Source organism: Moorella naiadis (nom. illeg.) (genome assembly GCF_051020825.1).
Lineage (GTDB): Bacteria > Bacillota > DSM-521 > Neomoorellales > Neomoorellaceae > Neomoorella > Neomoorella naiadis.
Map to the genome: position 1 here is coordinate 42,452 of NZ_JAXGFQ010000016.1, position 23,052 is coordinate 65,503.

Genomic DNA, 23,052 nt, shown 5'->3' on the forward strand with positions numbered 1-23,052 from the left:
TCGGTATCTATTTTTCATTCCTTGTTACCGCCTGGTCGTACCACATCAGCAGTTTGGAGTCCTCCTGGAGGACGTTTTCCGGGATTTTGCGGGCGACGGTGATGATGGTCCGGTAGTCGCGTTCCTGCCAGGCTTTTTTGAAGCCGGCGCGGATGGCTTCCAGGCGGAAGACCTTGAGCCGGCGCTGGGTGGACTGGCGGTAGTCGTCAAATTCCTTCAGCAGGGCGCGCTCGCGCAGCTTTTCCAGGTCGGCGGCGCGGTTGGGGTCGGGGATATACCAGCGGTCTTTAGCGACATTCAGGAGTTGCTGGTCAGTAGTCTCCAAGCCCCTGAGGGTGACGTTCTCCTGCCGGGCCTCCAGTTCCTGGAGAAGGGGCCGGTATTTCTCCGAGCACTTCAACCAGGCCACGATGGGGGCCGGGATGGGGCCCTTACCGTCGTAACGTAAAAAGTTTTGCTCCAGAAGCTCCATTAATTCCAGGGGCTTCTCGTGCTTCTGCCAGCCGGAGATTTCTTTAATGAATAGAGGGAAAAGCTCCTGGTAAGTTTGGGGTTTCTTTAGAAGCGCCGCTTTTAGCCATTGGATTGCTGAGGCCTCGTCGGTGACGAAGAACTGGAGCTGGAGGACTTCCCGCACGGTCATGCGTTTCCGGTCATATTCCACCACCTGATCGGACAGGAAATACATGCCGTCGCGCTCGGGAAAGCGCTGCGTCAGCCCGGCGTAGAATTCCGCCGCCGATTGGGGAACCATGACGTTGCGCCGCACGTGGAAGGCCACCATGCGGTCGTAAAGCAGGTAATTAGTGCGCTCGACGATGACCTGGGCCTGGTCGCTTTGGGCGGTAAAAACGGGCAATTGGCGCAGGTGGGTGCGGACAAAGTCCCATACCCCTTCCTCAGTTCCTGCTTCCAGCTTGAAGCGCTCCTCCAGGCCGCCGTTGGGTTTATAGGCGGAGATAACCAGGTCCTGCTTGACGGCGCCTCCGCTAGTAACCTGTTTGAAAGTCCCCTGTTTCTTATCCAGGGTACGCACGTCAGCGACCACAAAGCCGGCGTCCTGGAGGGCTTCCTGGATGGCGTTCCAGACGCTGTTTTTGGAGTTGTGGAAGACCACCGTCATCCACCTACCGGGCTTAAGCATCCGGTAGTATCCCCGAAAACAGCTGGTCATCAAGTCCCGGTACTCGGCCAGCCCCTTACCCTGGACCTTATTTTCTACGGCCTCCAGTCTATTGTTGGTGAAGACCCTAAGCCAGGCCTCCCAGAGAAAGTTGAGTTCAGAATACATTAGGTTGCCGCCAAAGGGCGGATCAACAAAGATATAATCAGTCACACAAGCCCTTTTTAACGAGGTATGAGAAGCAGATAAGCTCTCGACCAGCGAGCTCCTTTTGGGTTGAAGTTGCTTATGTATATGCAGCATAGATATTATGGCCCTTAGACGCCGTTTCGCGTTCTCGAAGACAGACCCCTCTCTAGGGAGTGATGGAACGTATAAAGTACCCTTTAGTATACCTCCAGCTGTGTTATCAGGATTTCGGGAATCATAACGAAAACTTGACTGCCTGCTACTAATTTGCGAAATCCCGGTTAACACGAAATAAAAAGTTAACTGTGCTGTGGTAGTCAGGTAGCCTCCACAGGTGAAGATGCAAGATAAAACCCACAAATTCCGCTTCGTATAAAAATGGTGCACGTGAGTTATGCCTATGTCATCATTACGGCGCGATTCTTCACCCTCCGGCATCCGGTCAGTAGGGAACCAGTAGGGAATGTCGCTCTCCTCAATCTTCTCAATGAGGGCCAGGTCGAAGGCGTCGGGCCTTTTCTCAAAGCGCTTCCGGCCATAGGTATAATTAATGAGCACCGGCACCTGTTTGGCCTGGCGGACGGCCTGGTTGATGGCTTTATCAAACCGCGTCACCCAGGCCCGCTCCATGGCGCGCTTGGTGAGGCGGGCGTTGCAATGGGGGCAGGGGAAGGTGTCGCGCACCCGGCCCGCCTCTTTATCCACGGCGGCGTCCCAGAAGATCACCTCGCCGCTGCATTCCGGGCAGACGAAAACGTCGGACCAGACGGTGTAATTGATACGACCCCAGGACAGGCCGGGCGTTTTCGCCCACCCGGCCGGGGGCATAGAGGAAAGAAGTTCGAGGGCCCTGGCCACCCGATCGCCAGCAGGGTTGTGCAGGGTAAGGTACATCCAGCCGCACTCGTCTTCCACTTCCTGCAGGATGCGCCGGGCCTCGCCTTCAAATTCGGCCACGTCCACCGGCGTGTTATAGTTATAGGCGATAAAGGTGGCGGCCGGGGAGAGGTCGTTCAGGATGGCCCGCCGCGCCCCCAGCCGGGAGAAGGGCCGCCAGACCGTCCGGCCGTTTTCTTCCTCGGGTTTGAGGATAATGCCGTCGTCCTGCACCCGGTAACCCAGGGCTTCCACTGCCTGGCGGTCGCCGCAGAGCTGGGCGGCCACGCCGGTCATGCCGGTGCCGGCAAAGCCGTCAAAGACCAGGTCCCCGGGTTCCGTATAGTGCAGGATGTAGCGCATGATGGCTTTATGGGGCACTTTGGTGTGGTAGGAATGGGCGTTGTAGATGGGGTCATTCTTCCCCTCGCTCACATCCGCCGCGAAGGGCTCCTTGTTATAAGGCACAGCCGGGTCGTAATGCTTGCCGTAGAGCTTGATGAAATCATCCAGGAAGGGGTTGGGGCAGGCAGTGTAGTAGGGCGGGTCGGAGAGACGCAGGATGTCCTCGATCTCCCCGTGGGGGAAGCCGACCTCATCCTGCCAGCGCTGCAGCAGATCCTTGCCCGCATCCCCCCGGCGCATACGCTGGGCCAGTTCCCAAAGCTGCGCCTCATCGCCCACAGGCCACCTTTCCACCGACCGCAGGCGGGCCACGGCGTCTTCCACGGAGGTGAAGGGCACCCCGCCTAGTTTGGCCTGTAGTTCCTCCAGACCCTGGCACAACTTGTCGGTAAAATAGGCCCGCCTGGCTTCTTCATTAGCGAAAGTAAAACCTAAACACTCTACCGGCTGCTCTTCAGCCCCGCCGGGCTGCCCTGTAAATAATTCTGTCTCTGCCATTCCTTGCATCCCTCTATCTCTTATTCCAGAATAACCCGCACCCTGGCCGGGTCTTTGCCGACCGTGAGCCCAGCCAGGTAGTTTTCAAAGCGCTGGCGCAGTTCGGGAATGGTGGCCGGGGAGCCGCCTGCCAGCAGGGCGGCACGCAGGTCCTCACTTTTGATGAGCACTTTAGTCAGGCCGGAAAGGACCTCCCGTACGGCCTGGATGAACCCCCGGTCCAGGTGTTCCGGTAGGGCCCGCGCCTGGAGAAAAGCTTCGATGCGCTGCCGCGCCCCGGGCTGGAGCAAGGCCAGGTTTTCCCGGATGGTCGGGTCTTCCAGGTTGGTGATGAGGGTTCGCGTCCAGGTATCCAGGAGTTGGTCCAGTTCCTGATCCAGGGCGTCAAGGGTAGCCCCGGCCGGCCCTTCGCCGCGTTCGCTGGCGGGTTTAAAGCCGCAGTGGGGGCAAACGGGCCCTGTCTCCAGGTCCCCGGCGGTCAGGGCAAAACAGGTCCGGAGGGATCCCAGGCGGTTCTGGAATGCGGTTAGCTGGCCGGCCGGCATCAGGTCAATGGTAGCCAGCTGCTGCAGCTTCTCCAGGCGGCCGTCGCCGGCCAGGGCGGCTTTACGCCGGTCTTCATTGGCCCCCAGGTGCTACCGGGCCATTACCAGTTGCTCCACTGTCTCCCGGATGGCCTGCTGCAGCTGCTGCACCGGCCCCTCCTTCCCCTGGGTGACCTCTACCGCCAGCCCCGGTGCCAGGCCCAGCAACTCAAAAAGGGCTTTGATCCCTGGTACGTTCCATTCCCGGGGCAGCTTGATATGTTTGAAGGAACTTAACACGGCCACCGGCGTCGCCGCCAGGGCGGGTAAGGCGGTGGCGTCAAACTCCTGCCCGGTAATGGATAAGATGAGGTCCCCCGAGTAAACCAGGGCTGCCAGGAGGACCACCACCCATTCAGGTTCCAGGCGAAAGGTTTCCGGGGCCATATACTCCACGTCCATCACCGGCTGGACAATCTCCGACCGGTTTACCACCTGCCCCGGCCCCTTCTGGCGTAGCAACTCCAGGATATGAAGGGCGTAAGGCGAACGGGAGGGGTCCAGCCGCTCGCCGTCGAGGAGCCCCAGGGCGTCCAGCACGGCGGTTCCCTGTTTGGTCCTGTTGCTCCCGGCTATCCAGCGCAGGGCGTCCTGGGCTGCCTGGGGACGATTGGCGCTGGTGATGAGGATGGAAAATACCGGATAATTGGGGGCTTGATTCTGGAAGTTAGTCGCCAGGCAGGCCGCGGCCACCGCATTAACCAGGTCGCGGACGTTGCCGCGGCTGCTGATGATTGCCGCCTGTGGAGATGACGGCCATGAGGTGGGATTTACCGGTACCGTAATTGCCTACCACCAGGATGCCTTTGTTATCGGCCGGCCGGTCGAACTGCAGGTTCGGAAAAACTACGCCGGTCAGTCTCTCGGCCATATCCTCCGAGACAACGTAGGTAGCCACCAGCTGCCTGGCGGCCGTCATTTTATCGGCATCCCGCAGCTGGACCACGGTTTCAATGGGATCGAACTGGATCAAATCACCATAGCACATCACGTCATTTCTCCTTTGTCAGGCGCCGGCCGATGGCCACCTGGATACGCTAGTGCTGATAGCGCCTTATGTTGCTTTTCCTCCGGCTATATCCCTGGCTCCGGCCCGATCTGGTTCCCGGTGGTGACAATGGTTAGGTCGTCAACCGGGTAGCGGCGGTACTCCGGGTGGCCCGGTTCGGCGTAGATCAGGTGCCCTTTTTCCAGAAAACCGTTCCAGGCCGCCACAATGGTGCGGTCGCGGGCCAGGCCCTGCAATAAACGCAGGGGGTCCTGCTGCAGGGCCGGGTCAAACAGGATCTCCAGGTTATCCAGCAAGTAAACCCTGGCCCCTAGATCCTGTATAATTGCGACCAGCAACCTGGGTGTATGCAGGGCGCGCTGTCTCCGGCTCAGGTCAAGGAGGCGGCGGCTGAGTTCCAGGTTGACGTTTATGTAATGGTAACCCTGCTGCCTGGCCAGCTCCTGCAGGATACGCGTTTTTCCCGATCCTGATGGGGCCACCAGCAGAATCAGCTGATAATAAAGACTGCGGACCTGGGCGATCCTGGCGCTAATCTCCTCCTTAATTGCAATTGCCGCCATGCTGCCTTCCCCCCGGGCGAATTGTACGCTGCTGGTGACGCCAGGTGCAACATGGTCCATCTTTTCCCGCCGAAGATGCCTTTATTTATGTCGATTAACAATAAAACCATTCTACAATTTTTTGGTATATCCTGCCGTTATCACCAATTTTCTTGCTTGCAGTATATGGCCTTGTAGTAGGTCCTTTACAAATCAATCTTAACCCGTCCACCCGTCAAATACTGTCGGGTACATATGTTCTTAAGCAAAATAATAAAAAAGCCATGGGAACAAAAGATTGTACCTTTCCCCATGACTTTTGTATTAATTTCCATTTAGATTTTTATGTCCTGATCTGGGACCTGCACTGATCAGCTTTAGGCCCTCCTAAATTTAGTATAAAACAAGGATATCAAGCCGATGTTGGGAAAACATCAATCTCTTTTAGCAATCTACCCTCTCAAGCCCTTTGCATTATCTATCAACCCCTTCGATAATTTTTTGGCGGTTAACATTCAACCATTTTTCTGCTCTCTTCTGCAGTCCGGGTCGTAAAAGACCGGCGTTCCCGGCGACAAAGGGATTTAATCAAGTTGCGCCCTGATACCGCCGCCGTCGAGACGCCGATCATGCCCTCGGCCCACTGGCCGACCATATGGAAATTCGCCAAGCCGGGCAGGGTACGGCTGACCCCTTTGAGCATCCCCCCAGACCCGGTGCCGACCAGGCCTGGAGGCCACGCCAGTTACCTGTATAGCGTTGTGGTTCCCCACCGCCCGGTCATTCTCCACCAGGATTTTATCCACACGGGCCCGGTAGTTAATCGCGCCGCCCAGGGCCTCGTAACGCGCTGCATCTGGTATAGCTATGCCTCAATGATGGCCCAGGCGTCTTCCAGCGAACTGGCAGTGTAGATCTTATTCATGATTTTAGTTAGTACCTCCAGGTTGTTGTATTGAGTAACTTTTTTCTGCAAATCCCGGGAAGCCTTCCCAAACCGGGCTTCTAAATACTGGCAGATGGCTTCCTGGGCCATTTCCGCCTTACCTTCCGCCCTGGCCCCCTCCATCATAGAGATTTCATCGCGCAGGGCCTTCTCCCGTAATTCGTACAGCCAGCGCTCCTGCTCGTTGCGCTTAAAGTCAGGGCCTTGCGGATGGCCGGATTTTCCATACGGGCGCCGCGGTCGAGCAAACTGGCGGGGTCCAGCTCCCGGTCCAGCAGTTCGACGTAAGTGAACTCCCGGCCGGACGGGGGGTTGAGCACCGCGTTGAGAAAACCCAGCAGAGCTTCCTTGTCTTCCTCAGAACCCAGGATGCGTTTAAAGGCATAATCGTTGGTCCGGTTGATCCCCTTAACCGTTGCTAACCCTGACTTGCTTGTTTCCCTGATATTATGCTGGTCGGGTGCGGCTGAAAACAAGCAAGCCTTAAAACGAGTGGCGGTAAATGGTCCCCACCGCCTGCCTGTCGCCTGGCACCAGGGCCAGGCTCAAAAGTAGATCCAGGCTCGGGGTATTAAAGGCCAGTTCGGTTAGCTTCCCTACGTCCCCTTCCTGGAATCTCAGATCCCGCAATTTTGCTGTTATACCCAGGGTGGCCAGCCATTCCTCCACCTCTTGGGCTGCTTTTTCCCTTTCACCGGGAATGCCCTATAAGTCCAGTATTACTGGCGCCAGGATAGAGGCCAGCACTTCCGGCACAGCCGGATAGATCTGCTTGATCACGGCCGGGAGCAGGACAGCCAGCCCCAGCCCGTGGGCCAGGTCCGGCTTGACAGCGCTCAAGGGATGCTCCAGGGCATGGGTGAAGTGCAGCATGCCATTGTCAAAGGCGATGCCGGCAATTAGTGAGGCATAGAGCAGGTAATAGCGAGCCGTCAGATCTTCCGGATGGGCCATAACCTGGGGTAGGTAGCGGGCCGTCAATCTTACGGTCTCCCGGGCTAGGAGAACACAGTAAGGGCTAGCCACTTTGCTGGTGGCGGCTTCCACCACATGGTTGACGGCGTCAATGGTGACATAACGGGTCTGGTTGGCCGGGAGTTTAACCGTCAGGGCCGGATCATCTATGGAATACAAGGGGTAAATGCAGTCAAAGGCTATGGCCGGCTTGTATTCCCTTTCGGGAATACTGACCACGGCAAAGCGGTTAGCTTCCGTACCTGTACCATGGGTGAGATTGATGGCGATAATAGGAGCAGCCTTTGTGGGCGTAAACTCTAGCAGGAAGAGATTACGGGCTGTTTTATCCGGGTAGGCCCAGCAAAACAGCCACACTCTTGGTCGCATCAATGGGGCTGCCCCCGCCAATGGCTATGACGGCCTGGGCTCCCTGTTCCCGGACCAGGCTGGCGGCTTCATCTACCTGGTCCATGGGATTGGGAGTCACCTGGTTGTAACGTACATAGGTCAGACCCGGCTCTTAAGATGAGCCGTACGAGCTTCCCGGTACCAGAACTACCCGCTGCTATCTCCACTGCCCCTTAGGAATCACATCACTTCTCTCGCTTTCCACCACATAATCGGTAGTACTTATTATACTAAGGCCTGTTCCCGAAAGCCCCTTGAGATGGCCTCGCTATATAAACGTTTTGCCTGGTTAGCTTGTTTGACCGAAACAGTCCAGCCTTTATCTACGTAGCGACCAATGTTATATAATAACCGGCGTTCCCATCCTTCAAAGAAGCCTTCCTCCTTGGCCCATCGTGCCAAACTGAACCAGAGCCTGGATGTTGTACCAGATACCCATTCAACCAGCTCATCACTAGATACTTCACTGATACCACTTGCATAGCCCCATCGGGGTCTCGAAAAAAATGACTACCTCGAATACGTACAAATCGCCACCCGAGCCGTTCCAGGATTGCCTGGCGGGCCATGTCTTCTTCTAATTTCTCCAGGGGATGATAACGGTCGCCATCACACTCAATGGCCAGCCTGCGCCCCTTCCCTTTAACCACCAGATCAATACGGTAATAGCCAACCGGCCATTGGGCCTGCACCCGGTAACCACAATTCACCAGCCGGCGCATGACCTCCCTCTCAAATTCCGACTGTACCTTACCGGATGCATTGTTGCTGGGTACAAGATCTCTCACCTCATCCTTTTTAGGGCCAATGCTCTTCTTTTTTAAGCCTTCTAAAGTATAAGCTCATCTTTATGAAAATATCACGAAGCATTTAATTCTATCAGAGTTAACCCTTAAGTCCCGCTAAGATTAACGGGTGATGCAAATTAAAACTTACCTAGAGTCAGCTTACGTTCTAAATCCTGCCGAAGGGGTATGCAAACCATAACCCCGTTACCAGAAAAAGATATCTTGTCTAAACGTGGGTACAGGATTTCCATTATGTTAAATAATATTAAATCAAAAATAGTCTTGGCCCTTCGTTTCGATATATGCCTTTATTGGTTCTAATTAACATTATTCTATACTCATCTGGTATATCCTGCCTTTATCGGTAGTTTTCTTGCCGGCAGCATATGTGCCAATGCTCAATTCTCTAGGTTGCAACCTCTGTCCCGGATATCCATTCTTCATAAATAAACCTTACTCCGTCATCCCGCCAAATACTGTCGGGTACATCCGTTCTCCCTATTTTAGAATTTTCTACCCAGAGGTAATGAAAAACCCCAGCCTTACCTTAATGGCCGGGGTTAGATAACCTACCAGAAATGGTATAGCTATGTCCTGACGATGATCCGGTGCTCCCGCCACACAGCCACTCTACCTTTGCCGCCGGCTAGGAGCCAAAGGTCTCTCGCGCGGCTTATGCTCGCCTGCAGTGCTCGGGGCTTCTGGGTTGAAGACCCTGCCTTGCTGGAAGCGACTCTACGTCAGGCCCTGGACCTACCGGAACCCGCTCTCGTAGACGTAATCTGCCAGGACGCCAGGCTGCCCGTAGTGAAATAGCAGGCAAACAGGGGACGGTTCTCCCGTTTGTGGCACAGACAAGAGAATCGTCCCCTTGTTTGCCATCTATAGCCTCACGGTCTGTTCCAGGGCGTCCTCCACCTGTAGGGCATAGTCAGCCAGCAAGTAGAGTTGGCGACCCAAATATCTCCACGTCCCGAATTCTATCCGGTTATTACTCAGGTAATGTATGGCTTCCTCGATAAAAGAAGTCACCCGCCGGGTAATGATGCCGGCGTTAGCCAGCACCCGGGGCAGCTGCCGTCGTTCCTCCGGTACGGGTAGCTCTAGCCTGACTACCGCCCGGTGGGCCAGATTCAGGCAGGTACGTAAAAGCCCTTCATAAGGGGCAAAAACCTGGCCCCGGGCGGCACGAATAATCCATCGCGCTTTTAAACGCCAGGCGGCAATGCTGGCCTCTTCCGGCGTGGGTCGGCCTTGCCGGAAGGCCAGCTTTTCCAATTCAGCTTTAAAATTAGCATCCGGGGTATGAACCGGCAGGGCAGCGGCCAGCATCCAGGGGAGGGAAGAGATGGTGTGGGGCGCATTGAGCACTACCACCTCTACCGGGTTAAATAGCCATTCCGTCCAGGGGTCAGGGGTATAGGCAGGAAAAAGCGCCTCTCCCAGATGGTACTCCAGCTCTGCGACCAGGTCCAGGGCTGCGTGGGCATCTGCATACAGGGAAGGGTAAACACCAATACCTACATCTACATCGCTTAAAGGGGTGGCCGTGCCTGCAGCATAAGAACCCATTAGGTAGACAACAGCCACCCGCGGCTGGTTTTGGACATGGCACTGAATAGCGCTGATAATCTGTTTCTGATCAAGCAGCATTTTTAATACTCCGCCAGGATGGCCGGTGCGGTGCGTTGCACCGCCCAGCGGTACAGCATTTTCCTTACCAGGAGTTAACTGATTTGCAGCCGTTATTTCTCCTGCAGAATACAACTACGAGCAATCCATTCTTGAATAAAACGCGCCGCGACCAGGCTTACAAGTAAAACTACTGTCCCTACTCTGGCCGCAAGAAGAATGTCAAATCTGAAAAGCAAAAAACCCAGGTAAATGCCCACTCCTAAAATAAAAGAGCCCAAAGCCGCCCAAGCCCACATTTCACTCTTTGTTGGGAGAGTGTCATACATCGTTACGAAAGGTAAAGTCAATAGGGTAAAGCCCCACACAATAAATACCAGCACGATACTAATAGGCGAAGTTACAAACAAAATCGGTTTTATAGCTTGAGCGTTTCCCGTCAATATCCACCAGAGAAACACTGGCAGATGTCCTGTTAAAAAGATACCGAGTAGCCACCAGGGGGCGCTCCGAAATAATTCTCTTACCCATTTTGGGGCCAAGTATCTTCCAACCATCGATTCTGCCTCCCCCATTCCATACCAGAAGCCCAGAACCTTAACCTTGATAGAAAATCGGCTTTATAATAGCTAATTCTTATGATGGCCGGATTGCCTACACAACCTATATTAACGTCTGCTACTATTTTAACATTTCCAGGAGGGACCAACAAGCAAAATTTACTTTCCAGGTCCCTCACCAGGTAATACAAAAAGGAAGGCAAACGCTTGCCGCCTCCCTTTCTCCGTTAATTTCCCTTTTTCCCTGCTTATTTCCTGCCCGGTACCGCCCCGTAATAACGCCGCTGGAAGCCCAGGGCCACATTGACCAGGCCAATCATCACCGGTACCTCAATCAGGGGGCCGATAACCGCGGCGAAGGCCTGGCCGGAATTGATGCCGAAGACGGCTACGGCTACGGCGATGGCCAGCTCAAAGTTATTGCTGGCAGCCGTAAAAGAGAGGGTGGTTGTTTGCTCGTAGTTGACCCCCAGGCGCATGCTGAGGAAAAACGAGAAGAGAAACATAATCACAAAGTAGCAAATTAAGGGCACAGCAATCCTGACTACATCCATAGGTAGGGAGACGATATACTGGCCCTTCAGGGAGAACATGACCACAATGGTAAACAAGAGAGCGATTAACGCCAGGGGGCTGATCTTCGGGACAAAGGTTTTCTCGTACCATTCTTTGCCCCTGGCCGGCATGAGGGTAAAACGGGTGATAACCCCGGCCAGGAAGGGGATGCCCAGATAGATAGCTACACTGGTGGCTACCTCGCCGATGGAAACGTGAACTCTCAGCCCTTGAAAGCCCAGCCATCCCGGCAGCAGGGTGATGAAAATATAGGCATAGACCGAATAGAAGATGACCTGGAAAATAGAGTTCAGGGCTACCAGGGCAGCGGCATACTCGCTGTCACCCCGGGCCAGGCTGTTCCAGACAATGACCATAGCAATGCAGCGCGCCAGGCCGATTAAAATGAGGCCGGCCATGTATTCGGGGTAATTGTGTAAAAAGATGATGGCCAGGACAAACATCAGGATGGGTCCGATGATCCAGTTTTGCACCAGGGACAGGGCCATGACTTTACCATTGCGAAACACTTTGCCCAGTTCTTCGTATTTCACTTTGGCCAGGGGCGGGTACATCATGACGATGAGGCCAATGGCGATGGGGATGGAAGTTGTTCCTACCGACATTTTATTCAAGGCCTCCGCCACCCCGGGCACCACATAACCCATGGCTACGCCGAAGGCCATAGCCAGGAAGATCCACACAGTGAGAAAGCGGTCGAGCAGGGATAATCTGGCCACGGGTTGATATTTTTTTACTTGTGTCATAATTTCAGTCCTCCCCTATACGCGGAGTTCCAGTTCTTCATTTACGATCCACGAGCACCGGTTATCGTTAATTGCTGGATCGAAACTCCTGGTTTTCTGCCTTTTCCTTCTCTTACGCCGGTGCCGGTGGCAATGGACATATAAGTCCGGCATCACTTATGGTACCGTTACTGGTAAACCGTAACCAGAGTTAACTACCATATGTGGGACTACCGGCCGGCTCCCTTTCTTTAGCAGGCGCCATCTCTTCCACCCCTCTTCTGGGGCGGCCGGCAGGCGACCTTCGGGTTTTCCAGGAGCTGCTGGAGTTTATCATAATCGGCGGCAAACTCCTTTTTCGTCGCCAGGGGTACGTCCAGGTAGGCCAGCCATCCTTGTAAAACAGTGGCTAACTTTTCTTTATTCAGATGGTAAAAGACCCACTGGCTTACCTTTTCCTCCCCGACCAGATCGGCTTCCTTCAGGACCCGCAAGTGCTGGGAGATAGCCGGCTGGGTGATACCCAAGATTTCTTCCAGCTCGCAGACACACAATTCCTGTTCGGCCAGCAAGGCAATAATCCGTAACCGCAGGTGCTGGCCCAAGGCTTTAAAGACCTTTTCCCACTCTTTTATGGTCACCATTGCACCCCCATATATAAGCCATTTATTATATAATACTAGGGTTTGATAATAATGTCAATGGTAATTTAGGTTCTACAAGCTTACTTTTTTCCATCCGCTTTTTGATCGCTTTCCTTTCAGACCCCACAGTTTATTTTCTTCGCTCCCATTAATTTTAAGCGAACTTATCCTTGACAAATTACTCTTAGATTGCTATGTTATATATGCGTTTATTCCTATATTGTACTTCAGGAGGAACATCATAATGAAGCGCAACATCCTGATCCTCATCCTCGGCCTGGCCGGTTTTACCGTCATGGCCGACAACTGGGTGGTCTCACCCATCTTGCCGGCTATTGCCCGCTCTTTAAATATTGAGCCGATCCGGGCCGGCCTGTTGATTACCGCCTACATGATTCCCTTTGGCCTGTTCCAGCTCATCTTTGGTCCCTTGGCCGACCGTTACGGTAAGCGCCAGGTGGTTAACCTGGCGATGGCGTTCTTTACGATTGGAACGGCCCTAAGCGCCCTGGGTTTCAGCCTGACCGATCTAGCCTTCTATCGCGCCCTGACCGGTGTCTTTGCCGCCTCAGTGATGCCCATCTCTCTGGCCCTTATCGGCGACGTGGTCCCCCTCCAGGAGCGACAATCCGCCATCGGTACTTTCATGGGCATTTCCTTTCTGGGCCAGGGTCTGAGCATGGCCATCGGCGGAACCATTGCCTATTTCCTGAGCTGGCGGGGAGTTTTTGCCGTCTACTCTCTGCTGGCCCTGGTATCCACCCTGTTGCTTTACATCGCCGGCCGCCAGATACCCTCGGTCCGCAACCCTAAAAGCCAGTTTTTCAACCCCTACCTTTGCCTTTTAAGCAACGCCATCAGCGCGCCAACCTATCTCGTGGTACTTTTAGAAGGCATCCTAATCATCGGTTCTTTCTCTTACCTGGGAGCATATATTGCCCAGACCTACCACTATAATAACTTTGTCATCGGCCTAATCATGACGGCCTTTGGTATTGCCGCCGTCCTGGCCGGACGGGCCAGTGGCCCGCTGGCGGCCCGGTGGGGCCGGCGCCCGATCCTGCTGGCAGGCCTGTTGGCTGCCGCTGTAGCCGACATCCTCTTCTGGGGCTATGGCGCCCAACTTCTGCTGTTAATCCTGGGTGTGGCCCTGCTGGGGCTGGGCTTTATGCTGGCCCACTCCACCCTGCTGACCATTGCTACGGAATTTGCCGCCCAGGCCCGGGGTACGGCCATGTCCCTGGTCGCCTTCGCCTTTATGGGCGGCGGCGGTGTCGGTACGGCCATCGGCGGCCGCCTGATCCATGCTTTTAATTTCAACCGTTTCTTTGCCCTTTATGCCTTGTGCCTTTTCCTATTAATTCTACTGGCAGCCCTGGTAGTCCGGGTCAATGTTACTGTCCCGACCCGCATGGAACCGGCAGGGGAATCCCGCTAAAAAATACCCCTTGACACGCTAAATAACGTGATCTAATTGGATTTTATCGGGGTTCCTGCCCAATCCGCGACGATTAAACTACCATAACGTCCGATTAGACTTTCTCATATTCTCATAGCTCATACAAGTAGTTCGCAAATACGACCGGTTCTGCGACCCCTGCTCATCACGATGTGAACTACCCACCCGTAACATGGAAGCAATTTACAGATATGTCCGGTTGTCTTGTGTGAATCAACAACAGTTACCCGGGCTTGGGGGGTAATTAAAGACCTACCTGGCCGCGAAGTTCATCTAAAAACGCCGTAAAAAGAGCCGGGGTGTTATCCAACAGCTCCTCTTTTACCCGTAACAGTCGTGCTTCCTGGAAAAACGCCGGCTGCAGCCTTTCCCATCGCCGCCGGATAGCAACCAACCTGGGTGCCAGAACCATGGCTGACGCCAGTAAATATTTCTTCCTGACGGCAAACACTGCCGCCGTATCCAACACATCCCTGGCCCTGAGGGTTTCGGCGCGATAAAATAGCTTCTTGATAATTATTTCTTCTGGCGTTTCCACCCGGACCTTCAGCCCTTCCAGTTCGATTAACGTCCAGGGATTACGGGTGAGAAAAGGAGCCAATATGAAGTCGACCTCGCCCTCAGGGTACTTCAGCTTCAAAAAGCTGGAGCCTTCGGTATAGTCGGAAACCCCTCCTGCTACCTCTTCATTAAGCCGGGGCGTGAGTAGGCTTAGAAGCTGGGCATCGCTTAGAAATATATCGACGTCTCGGCTCTCCCGATGGTGGAGAAAAAGGGCCAGGGCCGTACCGCCGCCAAAGGTCCAATCATCAGTAGTGATACTCCGGCTCGCCAGGATGATCAGGGCCGTACGAAAAAGCTGACGCCAGGGTTCAATCGGCATAAGCCAGCATCTCCTCGAGCGCGGGATTGGGATAGATATTCTTGATATAGGCCAGGTAATATTTCTTCAGTAGTATATCCCCAATACCGTACGTGGCAGCAAATTTGTCTATATCCGCTAGAGTTACATCGGCAAAGAAGTTATAAACCTGGACCGCGTATTCCGCCGGGAATTCCATATTCTTAATAATCCTGGCCAGGCTTTCTTCCGGCAACCATTCTTTCGTTTGGGCGTTAATAGTAGTTTCGAGCGACATAAAGTCGCGCCTCCCCTCTGGAAAATAAGCCCAGCAACAATAAAGCTGCAGGACTTATTTTTATGATATGGTTACTCCCTGTTTCCAGCTGGTCCTGCAGGTTCAGCTTATTATTACCCGCCCCCCAAGAGATTTAAGGGGGCTTGTTACCTACCGGCCCCAGTGAGCAATGTTATGTTCGTAGTCAAGCAAGGTTTTTTTATCACCGTTGACCGTGGCCGCCAGTACCCGGCCGGTAATAATAATGTGATCGCCGCTCTGAAAACGGTTGCTCACTTTGCACTCCAGGTTGGCCAGGGCGTCTTTCACCAAGGGTGTGGTGATGGTGATTACCGCCACCGGTTCGGAAGCAAGGCCCTGTTCCTTGATTTTATCGACATCCCTGCCTGAATGGCTGCCCCGCAGAAGGCGGCAATTTCCTCCTGGTCGTCAGCCAGGATGGAGAGGACAAACTCATCGGCGGCCTCCAGGAGTTCCAAGACATAGCGGTGGGGGTGCAGGGCCACCATTACCTGGGGCGGGTTGGACGATTCCTGGGTAAACCAGGCCACCGTGGTCACGTCGTGTTTGTTCCCATGTTTCACTCCTACCAGGCCGCAGGGGCAGGCGACCTTACCCAGGGCGCTGGAAATCTCGGCAGTGCTCATGACGGTTTATCTCCTTTCTTGCTGGTCTTAAATATATTATACCACCAGGCGGCTGCGATGAGGGCTTGGCCAATCCCGGAAGTTATCCGTATTGTTTCTACGGGCTGCCCAGGTTAAAGGTATCACGGCCTTTTTCCTTAAAGTATTCTATGAGCCGGACAAACATAAAGTCGACCACCACCCTTTCCACTCCCCGCCGGCGCATAAGATCAATAGTTCCTTCCCGGCGCTGGTTTTCGGGGATGATGTTGGCAAAGGCTTGAATTACTCCCGCTTAGACTTAAATACTCAAAACCGGCCTTTAAAAAGAAAAACCCCGGTTTACGGGGTTATTGTCTAGGTAGCGTCTTTCCATCGTCCTGGTAGTCCGGGTCAATGTTACTGTCCCGACCCGCATGGAACCGGCAGCGGACTCCCGTTAAAAAATACCCCTTGACACGCTAAATAACGTGATCTAATATGTAATTAGCCCATATATGTTAATAACATATATGGGCTAATCTGCCTAAGGAGGGGAAAGGGAAATGTGTAGGTCCACCGCTTATGGTCACCATCATTGCCACGCCCACATGGGGGGCCTCCAGGAGGGAGGTTGCTGCCACAGCCGTCACGCCGGCGGTTTCCACCGCCACTTCTTAACCGCTGCCGAGAAAAAAGCCCGCCTGGAGGAGTATCTTAAAGAGCTGCAGGCCGAAGCCAAAGCTGTGGAAGAGAGGCTTAAAGAACTGGGAGAAGGGGCTTAATCCCCCTTCTCCATATCTTTGTCCTGGCCAAAAATAGCTTCGTAACGGCGCAGGAAGGTTTCCAGGGCGTCTCTATTGCGGCGGATGGTCACCACCCAGTCATGGAGGTAATCTACCCCTTCCGGGGTTATCTCATAGCTGCGGCGGGCCGGTCCCGGTCCGCCGGTGGACCAATGGGACCGTACCAGGCCTTCTTCCTCCAGGCGGCGCAGGTGACGGTAAATTGCACCCGCATCAGGAACTCCTTCCCATAACCCCAGGCGGTTTATGCTTTCCATCAGTTCGTAGCCGTGGGTGGGTTTCTCAAAGAGCAATAACAATAAGCAGGGCTGTAAAAAGCCCTCCATCCTGGCGCCGCGGCAATCACAGCGCCCATGATGGCTGCCGGGACCGCACATCCAACCACTTCCTATCTGTCATTTACATATGTATGTTGTCTTCATGATTTCAGGATAAAGCATCAATGCGCTGCTGTCAACAAAAGACGGGCCACGGTCGCTGAATCTGCAGGCCAAGTTACCTTCATGCGCGGATAAAAAAATCCATGTAGCAATGTTGAAAGGAGCAAGGCTGTGTTTAACCTCTTACTCTATCTTCTGGCCCTGGGAGGCCTAGGCATCTCTTGGAAAAAAGATCCCTTGAAGACCAAGCTGGCTTTGATGAAGGGGTGGAAATCATTTACCAACATCTTGCCCGACTTTGCCGTCGTCCTGGGCTTGATTGGCATCATGCTCACTTATCTGTCACCCCATACCATTGCCGCCATGGTTGGCAAAAACAGCGGGTTCCCTGGTATGCTGGCCAGCTCCATCGTTGGGTCTATAACCCTCATTCCGGGTTTTGTCGCCTTTCCCCTGGCTAAATCTTTACTCGACCGGGGTGCCGGGATCACGCAGATGGCCGTATTTGTTTCCACCCTGATGATGGTTGGCGTCGTCACCGCCCCCCTGGAAAGCAGGTATTTCGGTAAAAAAGAAACTATCCTCCGTAATTCTTTGAGCTATGTCTTTTCCTTTATCGTGGCTATTATCATCGGGATGGTGGTGGGAGCGTGAGCTGGCTTAACTTAATTAAAACTTACCGCTACTTCTTGTTAATCATCCTCTTTGACGTGGTCATAACCGCCTTCCATCCCGGCACCGGCCTGACAATTTTTAAATACACCGCCGGTAACTTTACCGAGATGCTCGCCATTATCCCGCCGATTTTTCTCCTTCTGGGCCTCTTAGATGTCTGGGTGCCGCGGGAAACGATTATCCGCTACCTGGGTGAAGGCTCCGGGTTAAATGGTATTGTCTTAAGCATAGTGCTGGGGGCGGCCGCCGCCGGGCCCCTCTACGGCGCCTTCCCGGTGGCCGCGGTCATGGCGAAGAAAGGCACCAAATACAGCAACATTATTATTTTCCTCTGTTCCTGGTCGACTTTAAAAATCCCCATGTTCCTGTTTGAAATGTCGGCCCTGGGCGTAAAATTCGCCCTCACCCGCTGGCTGGTCAATGTCCCCGGGATACTGGCCATCGCTTATATTATCGACCAACTCATCGGACCGGAAGACAAAGCGGAATTCTACCGAAGGCAGATGGCAAACCTATAACGGCTTAATCTAGCATCCCTTGCAGGGCGTTAAACCGGCGCTGGCCCCGATATTCTTCATAAAATGCTCCATCGCCTGCCAGACCGCCGGCGGCTTGGGAAAGGTGGTAGCCGCGTTATCCAGGTAAATGGCCACTAGTTACACCCCCTGTTAGGGCCTTTTTTATTCGGCCTTAACTTTTTTCCCCGGAATCGGAAAAAGGGAGGATAACCTATCATGTTATCCTCCCTCTACCCCCTTGCAACCTACGCCAGGATCTTTTCTGCCTCTTTTAAGATCTCTTCAACGGGAATATCACCGGCATAGCGAGGCGTGCCGTCGACCACCACCAGGGGTGCCGGGTAAGTGCCGTTAAAAAGAACCCGGAGGTCCGCAGGCACCTGATCTTGAGGTACTCCCCGGAGATTGACATAGACAGCTTCCGCCCGGTCCCCAAATTTTTGCTCCAGTTGCTCCTGCAACTCTCTGGTCTGCTGCTGGATGGCCGCCGTGGTCATGGCCGCACCGCCGCCGCAACCGCAACTGCATCCACCCCCGCTACTCGGGTAGTCATAAATCTCCACTTTAACTTTAGCCATTGTTTACCCCTCCCGCTTAATTTTATCAACTTGCGCCAAGATAGCTGCCGCTACCTGGTCGACCATGGCTTTTTGCGCTGCTGTAAGCTCCCGGGTGGATAACATCCCTTCGCCGCTTTCCTCTCCGGCAATAAGGTCGGTAACCACCACTTTACCGCTCACCGGCCCGCTCAGGGCTTCCGTAGCCTTCAGGGCACAATACTTCGCACAGCCGTCGATGGTTATGGTCGGATAGTTACGAGCAAAGTTTCTTTCTTCCTCGCCGCCGGCCATAAACAGGGGCAGGCAAATAGTTACGAAATTATAGCCCTGCCTGATGGACCGCAGCACCTTCTGGGTGGCCAGGCGGGAAATGGTTCCCTCAGGGCAGGCTTCGCCGCTGCAAGAAATCAGGCCGATGGATAATTTTCCTTCTTCGCTCATGCTTTCTCCTCCCCCACAAGCGTTTATTGCTCCTCTCCGGCGTCATACCAGCGGTCGACTTTACCGGCCAGGTCGGCGGCCAATTCGTCGGCGATCTGCCACCCTGCCGCCGTCAGATGGGCGGCCGTGCCGGCATCAACGCCCCGGTGGTTGCGGAAGGCATCCACAGCACGGACTCTTTCCACCACCCGTCCCCCGGCGTGCTCGACATTCTTGGCCGCGCAGAGCTTCGGGCAGCCATCCACGGTAATGCACCTGGCGCCGGTGATCTCCTGCCGGGCCTTATTGTCGCCGTAAACCAGCAGGGCCAGGCACATGGTCGCCGCTTTATCGGGCCGCAGCTCTTTTACTGTCTGCAAGACTGCTTCCCGGCCCAGAAGGCCGTACATCTTGCCGATACCGCTGCAGGGGATGACGTAAACTTTGCGGGAGCTATTTCCCGGCATTGAAATCAGCCACCTTTTCCTTTAATACTTCCAGATAGCGCCGCCCGTCCAGTAAAAATTCGCGGTCAGCCTCAAAATTGGTCAGTTCCAGTTCAGCAATCCAGCCCTTTTCATAGGGGTTTTCATTGATGAGTTCCGGCGCCTCCAGGATGGCTTCATTAACGGCCACCACCCGGCCGGTAACCGGGGCAACCAGTTCATAAACCGCCTTGGCCGACTCGATGGTACCCATCTCGCCGAATTGCTCCACTTCCGTACCCGGATCGGGGGGCGTGACAAAGGTAATATCGGAAAGGTTCTGCTGCAGGTAGTCGCTGATGCCTACGCGACCCCTGTTCCCCTCTACCTGCACCCAGCAATCGTTCTCGTTGAAGTAAAAGCCTGCCAGGGGTACCCGGAAGATAAACTTATCATGGCGATGGATGGCGTATTCCAGCGGCCCGGCAAAAAAGCCGTCTTTTTCTTCCGGCGCCCGTTCCGCTTCCTTTTCCATGAATACAGACTGCCAGGAGCGCCAGACATCCTCCACGAAGGCCGCCGCCCCTGCCCCCAGCCGCCAGTCCGGGCCGGGCTTATAGTCCCTCTTTTTAGCTTCTTCGGCCATGGTTATCTTGCGATATATCTTCAAGTCATTGTTGGCGGCAATCCGGCTGGCGCAGCGGGTGGCGCAGCCGTCGATAACTATGAGGCTCCCTTCTTGAAGAAGGGAAGCGTAACGGGACGGCGCCGTCTGGTAAAGCACCGGGCAGATGATCTCGCTACCCGTAGCTGCCGCCATTTTCAGGGCCAGTTCCCGGGCCAGGCAGCCGGCTTCTTTATCCAGGCCGTTACAGGGTAAGATAGCATACTTTGCAGCCACGGCTATTTACCCCCTCCTTCCTGGCGTAGGGCCTTGATGGCCTCCAGGACCCGGGATTTCTCGGGAAAGGAAATGGCATCCGGCCCGCAGGTCTTCCCACAGGCACGGCAAAAAACGACACAGTTGCTGGGATTGGCCACGAAAAGGCGGGGCTCCTCCTCCCGGATCTCATATACCTGGTGGGGGCAGAATTTAGCACACTCCAGGCAGTAATTGCACCTGGTATAATCAATCACCGGTACCCAGGTGATCTTCTCCCGCGGCACGCCCATAAAAGTGGTTTCAGCCATTGGCCCGCGCCTCCCAAGCCGCCAGGACATCGGCCACTTTCTGAAATGCTTCCTCGGTGGTCAGGTCGCGGATGTCCAGGGGGTAAAAATCAGTCTTCAAGTCCATACCGGCTGCCGCCAGGGCGTCCCGGAACATTTTATGCTGCATGTTGGGGGCGCAGGCGGCAATCATGACCTTGCGGTGGGCTTGCAGGAAGTCCGCCAGGAAGCGGTCACCGTCCTCCTCGCATAACTGGGGGTGGATAAAACCATACTCCACCGGCAGCTCGACTCGCACCCGGTTGATAAAGTCCCAGATGTCCATCTTGGCAAACCCCGGGCACTTGCCGGTGCAGACGCACATGATTAAACCCGGCTTTTCTTCAGGCATAAGTCTATCTCCTTTCCTTTAGCTTCTCTAACAGATTGTGCTGTCTATCTCTTGACATGTTTATTATATAACTGTCTACTTATTTGTCAAGGTTCTTATATTCCATTTTACTAATATATCCTGGGCAGCTTCGTATTAATAATAGTCTTAATCCAGCAATCATAGCCGGATTTAACTGTTTACATTTTATAATAATTTAATGCCAATCTTCTCATATAATTAATGTCTAATGAGGTGAGGCAAATGTCCATCGAAACTTTAGCCGGTGAAACCAGGACCTATGCTAAAAACAAGTGGATCCTGGCCACGGTGGCCATCGGCGCCTTTATTTCCACTTTTGACGGCGGCGTGATTAATGTCGGCCTGCCGACCATCGCCAGCTATTTTAGAACTAATATCAATACCGTCCAGTGGGTCACTTCCGTCTACCTGTTGACCATGTCCGCCCTGCTCTTGATCTTCGGCACCATGGCCGACGCTTACGGCCGCCGCCGTATCTATAACGCCGGTTACTTTGTCATCACCATTTTCACCCTCTTTTGCGCTTTTGCCACCAGCATCGGGATGCTCATTTTTTTCCGGGTCTTACAGGCTGTGGGCGGGTCGATGGTCATGGCCAACGGCATGGCGATAGCGACGGAAAATTACCCGCCCAGCGAGCGCGGTAAAAACCTGGGGTTTTTAGGTGCTGTCGTGGCCATCGGCAGCCTGGCCGGGCCGCCCTGCTGTACCTGGCCAGCATCTCGGCCGGTTTGAAAAATATCAGCCGCGCCGCTGCTGAAGCCAAAGGTATCGTGGCGGTAGACGGCTGCCCCATGCAGTGTGCCCGCCGCACCCTGGAGAAGGCCGGTTTCAACGTTAATGAAAGCCTGGTGGTTACCCGGGATTGCAATGTACCCAAATCCTTTATCCTGGAGAACGCTGCCGCTATTACCAACGTCGCCGACGCCATTGTTACCCGGGTGAAAAAAATCGAAACCGGTCAGGCAGCAGGTAATAATGATGGAGGTGGTGGTACTGAAACTAACTAGTGAGGGCAAATAAGTTAACTACGAGTATCGCGAACAAGCCCTGTACCGGGACAGCCCTCATATTCCATCTGGATCATGACGTGCTGGATGCCGAATTTGTCCCGCAATAAGGTTTCCACTTCCCGGCGCAGCTTTTCCGATTCACTGATAGGTATGTCCTTATCCAGGTCGATGTGTCCTTCGAAATTAATCTGCTGCTCCCCTAGCTGCCAGACATGAACATGATGCAGGTCACGGATACCCGGCAGGCCCTTGACCGACTTATGAATTTCCTCCAGCTTCACACCTTTTGGCGTACCTTCCATTAAAATTTGAACAGTATCCGCAACAATTTCGTAGCTTTCTTTTAAAACATATAGCCCGATTAATATTGTCAAAAGGGGATCTATCCAGGTGATATGCCAGGAATAGATTGCCATACCGCCGGCAACTACAGCCACTGAAGATAAAGCGTCGGAGAATAAATGCAGGTAAGAGGACCGCACATTCAGGCTCCGGCCGGCATCACGCCGCAAAAGAAAAACCGCCAGGGTGTTGGCTAATAACCCAACGGCACCGACACCAACCATGAGGGAGCTATTGATGGCCTGGGGATGTAGCAATCGAATTGCAGACTCCTTGAAAAGCAAAATGGAAATCGCTATTAGTACTGCAGCATTGAACAGGGCCGCCAGGATCTCCAGGCGCTGAAAACCAAAGGTTTTTTCCAGGGTTGCCCCCCGCCGGGAAAAGCGTAAGGCCGCCAGGCTGAGGGCTACGGCCGCCGCATCACTCAGGTTGTGCAGGGCATCGGAAAGCAGGGAAAGGCTCCCTGACAATAATCCTCCCGCCACCTCCGCCGCGGTAATAAGTAGATTTAACAACATCGTTAGTACCAGGTTCAGGCCACTTACCACTCCTGTTTCCAGGTGGCTATGGTAGTGATAGTGCTGATGAATATTGTCGTTATGCGGATCATCTTTCACTTTATACACTCCTTGCATCTTGTAATACCAAGCCTAAAATCAATGA

32 protein-coding genes and 2 pseudogenes are annotated in these 23,052 nt (G+C 54.1%); 6 read left to right on the forward strand and 28 right to left on the reverse strand.

Features of this window, described 5'->3' with window-relative positions; translation table 11 throughout:
* Positions 1–7 precede the first annotated feature (7 nt).
* From SDD30_RS11175 to SDD30_RS11240, 14 genes and pseudogenes are all read right to left on the reverse strand, one after another.
* Complete coding sequence (locus SDD30_RS11175) at positions 8–3,091, reverse strand: DNA methyltransferase (protein WP_434074995.1); 3,084 nt, start codon at positions 3,089–3,091, stop codon at positions 8–10.
* 20 nt (positions 3,092–3,111) lie between these two features.
* A complete protein-coding gene (locus SDD30_RS11180) occupies positions 3,112–3,723 on the reverse strand; it encodes a DUF6079 domain-containing protein (protein WP_434075041.1) in 612 nt (203 codons plus the stop codon).
* 6 nt (positions 3,724–3,729) lie between these two features.
* A pseudogene (locus SDD30_RS11185) lies at positions 3,730–4,392 on the reverse strand (DUF6079 domain-containing protein); the annotation flags it as partial.
* Positions 4,373–4,663: a DUF6079 family protein gene (locus SDD30_RS11190; protein ID WP_434075042.1), complete on the reverse strand. Its 291-nt coding sequence runs from the start codon at positions 4,661–4,663 to the stop codon at positions 4,373–4,375. The pseudogene SDD30_RS11185 and the gene SDD30_RS11190, both read right to left, overlap by 20 nt.
* Before the next feature lie 86 nt (positions 4,664–4,749).
* Entirely contained in the window at positions 4,750–5,247 is a 498-nt protein-coding gene (brxF, locus tag SDD30_RS11195; RefSeq protein ID WP_434074996.1) for a BREX-3 system P-loop-containing protein BrxF, read from the reverse strand.
* A gap of 487 nt (positions 5,248–5,734) precedes the next feature.
* Entirely contained in the window at positions 5,735–5,929 is a 195-nt protein-coding gene (locus SDD30_RS11200) for a hypothetical protein (protein WP_434074997.1), read from the reverse strand.
* A 162-nt stretch (positions 5,930–6,091) separates the two neighbouring features.
* Positions 6,092–6,298: a hypothetical protein gene (locus tag SDD30_RS11205; RefSeq protein WP_434074998.1), complete on the reverse strand. Its 207-nt coding sequence runs from the start codon at positions 6,296–6,298 to the stop codon at positions 6,092–6,094.
* Positions 6,295–6,648 carry a PD-(D/E)XK nuclease family transposase gene (locus tag SDD30_RS11210; protein WP_434074999.1) on the reverse strand — a complete coding sequence of 118 codons (354 nt, stop codon included), beginning with the start codon at positions 6,646–6,648 and terminating at the stop codon, positions 6,295–6,297. The genes SDD30_RS11205 and SDD30_RS11210 overlap by 4 nt, the downstream gene beginning before the upstream one ends.
* Positions 6,649–6,655: 7 nt before the next feature.
* Positions 6,656–7,640 (reverse strand): annotated as a pseudogene (locus tag SDD30_RS11215) (iron-containing alcohol dehydrogenase); the annotation flags it as partial.
* Positions 7,641–7,860: 220 nt separating this feature from the next.
* Complete coding sequence (locus SDD30_RS11220) at positions 7,861–8,325, reverse strand: PDDEXK-like endonuclease domain-containing protein (RefSeq protein ID WP_434075000.1); 465 nt, start codon at positions 8,323–8,325, stop codon at positions 7,861–7,863.
* 882 nt (positions 8,326–9,207) lie between these two features.
* On the reverse strand, positions 9,208–9,978 hold the full coding sequence (locus SDD30_RS11225; protein ID WP_434075001.1) for a nucleotidyltransferase domain-containing protein: 771 nt from the start codon (positions 9,976–9,978) through the stop codon (positions 9,208–9,210).
* 92 nt (positions 9,979–10,070) lie between these two features.
* On the reverse strand, positions 10,071–10,514 hold the full coding sequence (locus SDD30_RS11230; RefSeq protein WP_434075002.1) for a hypothetical protein: 444 nt from the start codon (positions 10,512–10,514) through the stop codon (positions 10,071–10,073).
* 251 nt (positions 10,515–10,765) lie between these two features.
* The gene (arsB, locus tag SDD30_RS11235) at positions 10,766–11,839 is read right to left on the reverse strand and encodes an ACR3 family arsenite efflux transporter (protein WP_434075003.1); all 1,074 of its coding nucleotides are present in this window, start codon (positions 11,837–11,839) and stop codon (positions 10,766–10,768) included.
* Positions 11,840–12,069: 230 nt separating this feature from the next.
* Positions 12,070–12,462, reverse strand: coding sequence for an ArsR/SmtB family transcription factor (locus tag SDD30_RS11240; protein WP_434075004.1), 393 nt, complete (start codon positions 12,460–12,462; stop codon positions 12,070–12,072).
* A 244-nt stretch (positions 12,463–12,706) separates the two neighbouring features.
* Here SDD30_RS11240 and SDD30_RS11245 point away from each other — a divergent pair, with 244 nt between their 5' ends.
* On the forward strand, positions 12,707–13,900 hold the full coding sequence (locus SDD30_RS11245) for an MFS transporter (protein ID WP_434075005.1): 1,194 nt from the start codon (positions 12,707–12,709) through the stop codon (positions 13,898–13,900).
* Between the two features lie 265 nt (positions 13,901–14,165).
* Here SDD30_RS11245 and SDD30_RS11250 read toward each other — a convergent pair whose 3' ends face one another.
* From SDD30_RS11250 to SDD30_RS11270, 5 genes are all read right to left on the reverse strand, one after another.
* Complete coding sequence (locus tag SDD30_RS11250; protein ID WP_434075006.1) at positions 14,166–14,804, reverse strand: nucleotidyl transferase AbiEii/AbiGii toxin family protein; 639 nt, start codon at positions 14,802–14,804, stop codon at positions 14,166–14,168.
* Positions 14,794–15,060, reverse strand: coding sequence for a hypothetical protein (locus SDD30_RS11255; protein ID WP_434075007.1), 267 nt, complete (start codon positions 15,058–15,060; stop codon positions 14,794–14,796). Before SDD30_RS11255 ends, SDD30_RS11250 begins: the two co-directional genes overlap by 11 nt.
* A 150-nt stretch (positions 15,061–15,210) precedes the next feature.
* On the reverse strand, positions 15,211–15,399 hold the full coding sequence (locus SDD30_RS11260; RefSeq protein ID WP_434075008.1) for a flavin reductase: 189 nt from the start codon (positions 15,397–15,399) through the stop codon (positions 15,211–15,213).
* The gene (locus SDD30_RS11265; RefSeq protein WP_434075009.1) at positions 15,390–15,707 is read right to left on the reverse strand and encodes a flavin reductase family protein; all 318 of its coding nucleotides are present in this window, start codon (positions 15,705–15,707) and stop codon (positions 15,390–15,392) included. The genes SDD30_RS11260 and SDD30_RS11265 overlap by 10 nt, the downstream gene beginning before the upstream one ends.
* 97 nt (positions 15,708–15,804) lie before the next feature.
* Positions 15,805–15,972, reverse strand: a complete 168-nt coding sequence (locus SDD30_RS11270) for a phosphatidylglycerol lysyltransferase domain-containing protein (RefSeq protein ID WP_434075043.1) — start codon at positions 15,970–15,972, stop codon at positions 15,805–15,807.
* Positions 15,973–16,231: 259 nt separating this feature from the next.
* On the opposite strand from SDD30_RS11270, the gene SDD30_RS11275 reads away from it, so the two are divergent.
* Positions 16,232–16,450 (forward strand): DUF5320 domain-containing protein, encoded by a 219-nt coding sequence (locus SDD30_RS11275; protein WP_434075010.1) that lies wholly within the window; start codon positions 16,232–16,234, stop codon positions 16,448–16,450.
* Here SDD30_RS11275 and SDD30_RS11280 read toward each other — a convergent pair.
* Entirely contained in the window at positions 16,447–16,848 is a 402-nt protein-coding gene (locus tag SDD30_RS11280) for a PadR family transcriptional regulator (protein ID WP_434075011.1), read from the reverse strand. The two genes, SDD30_RS11275 and SDD30_RS11280, sit on opposite strands and share 4 nt — an antisense overlap.
* 174 nt (positions 16,849–17,022) lie before the next feature.
* On the opposite strand from SDD30_RS11280, the gene SDD30_RS11285 reads away from it, so the two are divergent.
* Complete coding sequence (locus tag SDD30_RS11285; protein WP_434075012.1) at positions 17,023–17,505, forward strand: permease; 483 nt, start codon at positions 17,023–17,025, stop codon at positions 17,503–17,505.
* On the forward strand, positions 17,502–18,044 hold the full coding sequence (locus tag SDD30_RS11290) for a permease (RefSeq protein WP_434075013.1): 543 nt from the start codon (positions 17,502–17,504) through the stop codon (positions 18,042–18,044). The genes SDD30_RS11285 and SDD30_RS11290 overlap by 4 nt, the downstream gene beginning before the upstream one ends.
* A 9-nt stretch (positions 18,045–18,053) precedes the next feature.
* Here SDD30_RS11290 and SDD30_RS11295 read toward each other — a convergent pair whose 3' ends face one another.
* The 7 genes from SDD30_RS11295 to SDD30_RS11325 form a co-directional block, all read right to left on the reverse strand.
* Entirely contained in the window at positions 18,054–18,179 is a 126-nt protein-coding gene (locus SDD30_RS11295) for a hypothetical protein (RefSeq protein ID WP_434075044.1), read from the reverse strand.
* Positions 18,180–18,289: 110 nt separating this feature from the next.
* Positions 18,290–18,622, reverse strand: coding sequence for a hypothetical protein (locus SDD30_RS11300; protein ID WP_434075014.1), 333 nt, complete (start codon positions 18,620–18,622; stop codon positions 18,290–18,292).
* 3 nt (positions 18,623–18,625) lie between these two features.
* Positions 18,626–19,045: a putative zinc-binding protein gene (locus SDD30_RS11305; RefSeq protein ID WP_434075015.1), complete on the reverse strand. Its 420-nt coding sequence runs from the start codon at positions 19,043–19,045 to the stop codon at positions 18,626–18,628.
* Positions 19,046–19,068: 23 nt separating this feature from the next.
* Positions 19,069–19,491 carry a putative zinc-binding protein gene (locus SDD30_RS11310; RefSeq protein WP_434075016.1) on the reverse strand — a complete coding sequence of 141 codons (423 nt, stop codon included), beginning with the start codon at positions 19,489–19,491 and terminating at the stop codon, positions 19,069–19,071.
* On the reverse strand, positions 19,478–20,350 hold the full coding sequence (gcvH, locus tag SDD30_RS11315; RefSeq protein ID WP_434075017.1) for a glycine cleavage system protein GcvH: 873 nt from the start codon (positions 20,348–20,350) through the stop codon (positions 19,478–19,480). The genes SDD30_RS11310 and gcvH overlap by 14 nt, the downstream gene beginning before the upstream one ends.
* Before the next feature lie 2 nt (positions 20,351–20,352).
* Positions 20,353–20,640, reverse strand: a complete 288-nt coding sequence (locus SDD30_RS11320; RefSeq protein ID WP_434075018.1) for an ATP-binding protein — start codon at positions 20,638–20,640, stop codon at positions 20,353–20,355.
* Positions 20,633–21,010 (reverse strand): hypothetical protein, encoded by a 378-nt coding sequence (locus SDD30_RS11325; protein ID WP_434075019.1) that lies wholly within the window; start codon positions 21,008–21,010, stop codon positions 20,633–20,635. The genes SDD30_RS11320 and SDD30_RS11325 overlap by 8 nt, the downstream gene beginning before the upstream one ends.
* Positions 21,011–21,253: 243 nt before the next feature.
* Here SDD30_RS11325 and SDD30_RS11330 point away from each other — a divergent pair, with 243 nt between their 5' ends.
* Positions 21,254–21,766: an MFS transporter gene (locus SDD30_RS11330; protein ID WP_434075020.1), complete on the forward strand. Its 513-nt coding sequence runs from the start codon at positions 21,254–21,256 to the stop codon at positions 21,764–21,766.
* A complete protein-coding gene (locus SDD30_RS11335; RefSeq protein ID WP_434075021.1) occupies positions 21,763–22,041 on the forward strand; it encodes a putative zinc-binding protein in 279 nt (92 codons plus the stop codon). Before SDD30_RS11330 ends, SDD30_RS11335 begins: the two co-directional genes overlap by 4 nt.
* A gap of 14 nt (positions 22,042–22,055) precedes the next feature.
* Here the strand turns inward: SDD30_RS11335 and SDD30_RS11340 are convergent, their stop codons facing one another.
* On the reverse strand, positions 22,056–23,006 hold the full coding sequence (locus tag SDD30_RS11340; protein WP_434075022.1) for a cation diffusion facilitator family transporter: 951 nt from the start codon (positions 23,004–23,006) through the stop codon (positions 22,056–22,058).
* Positions 23,007–23,052: the final 46 nt, after the last annotated feature.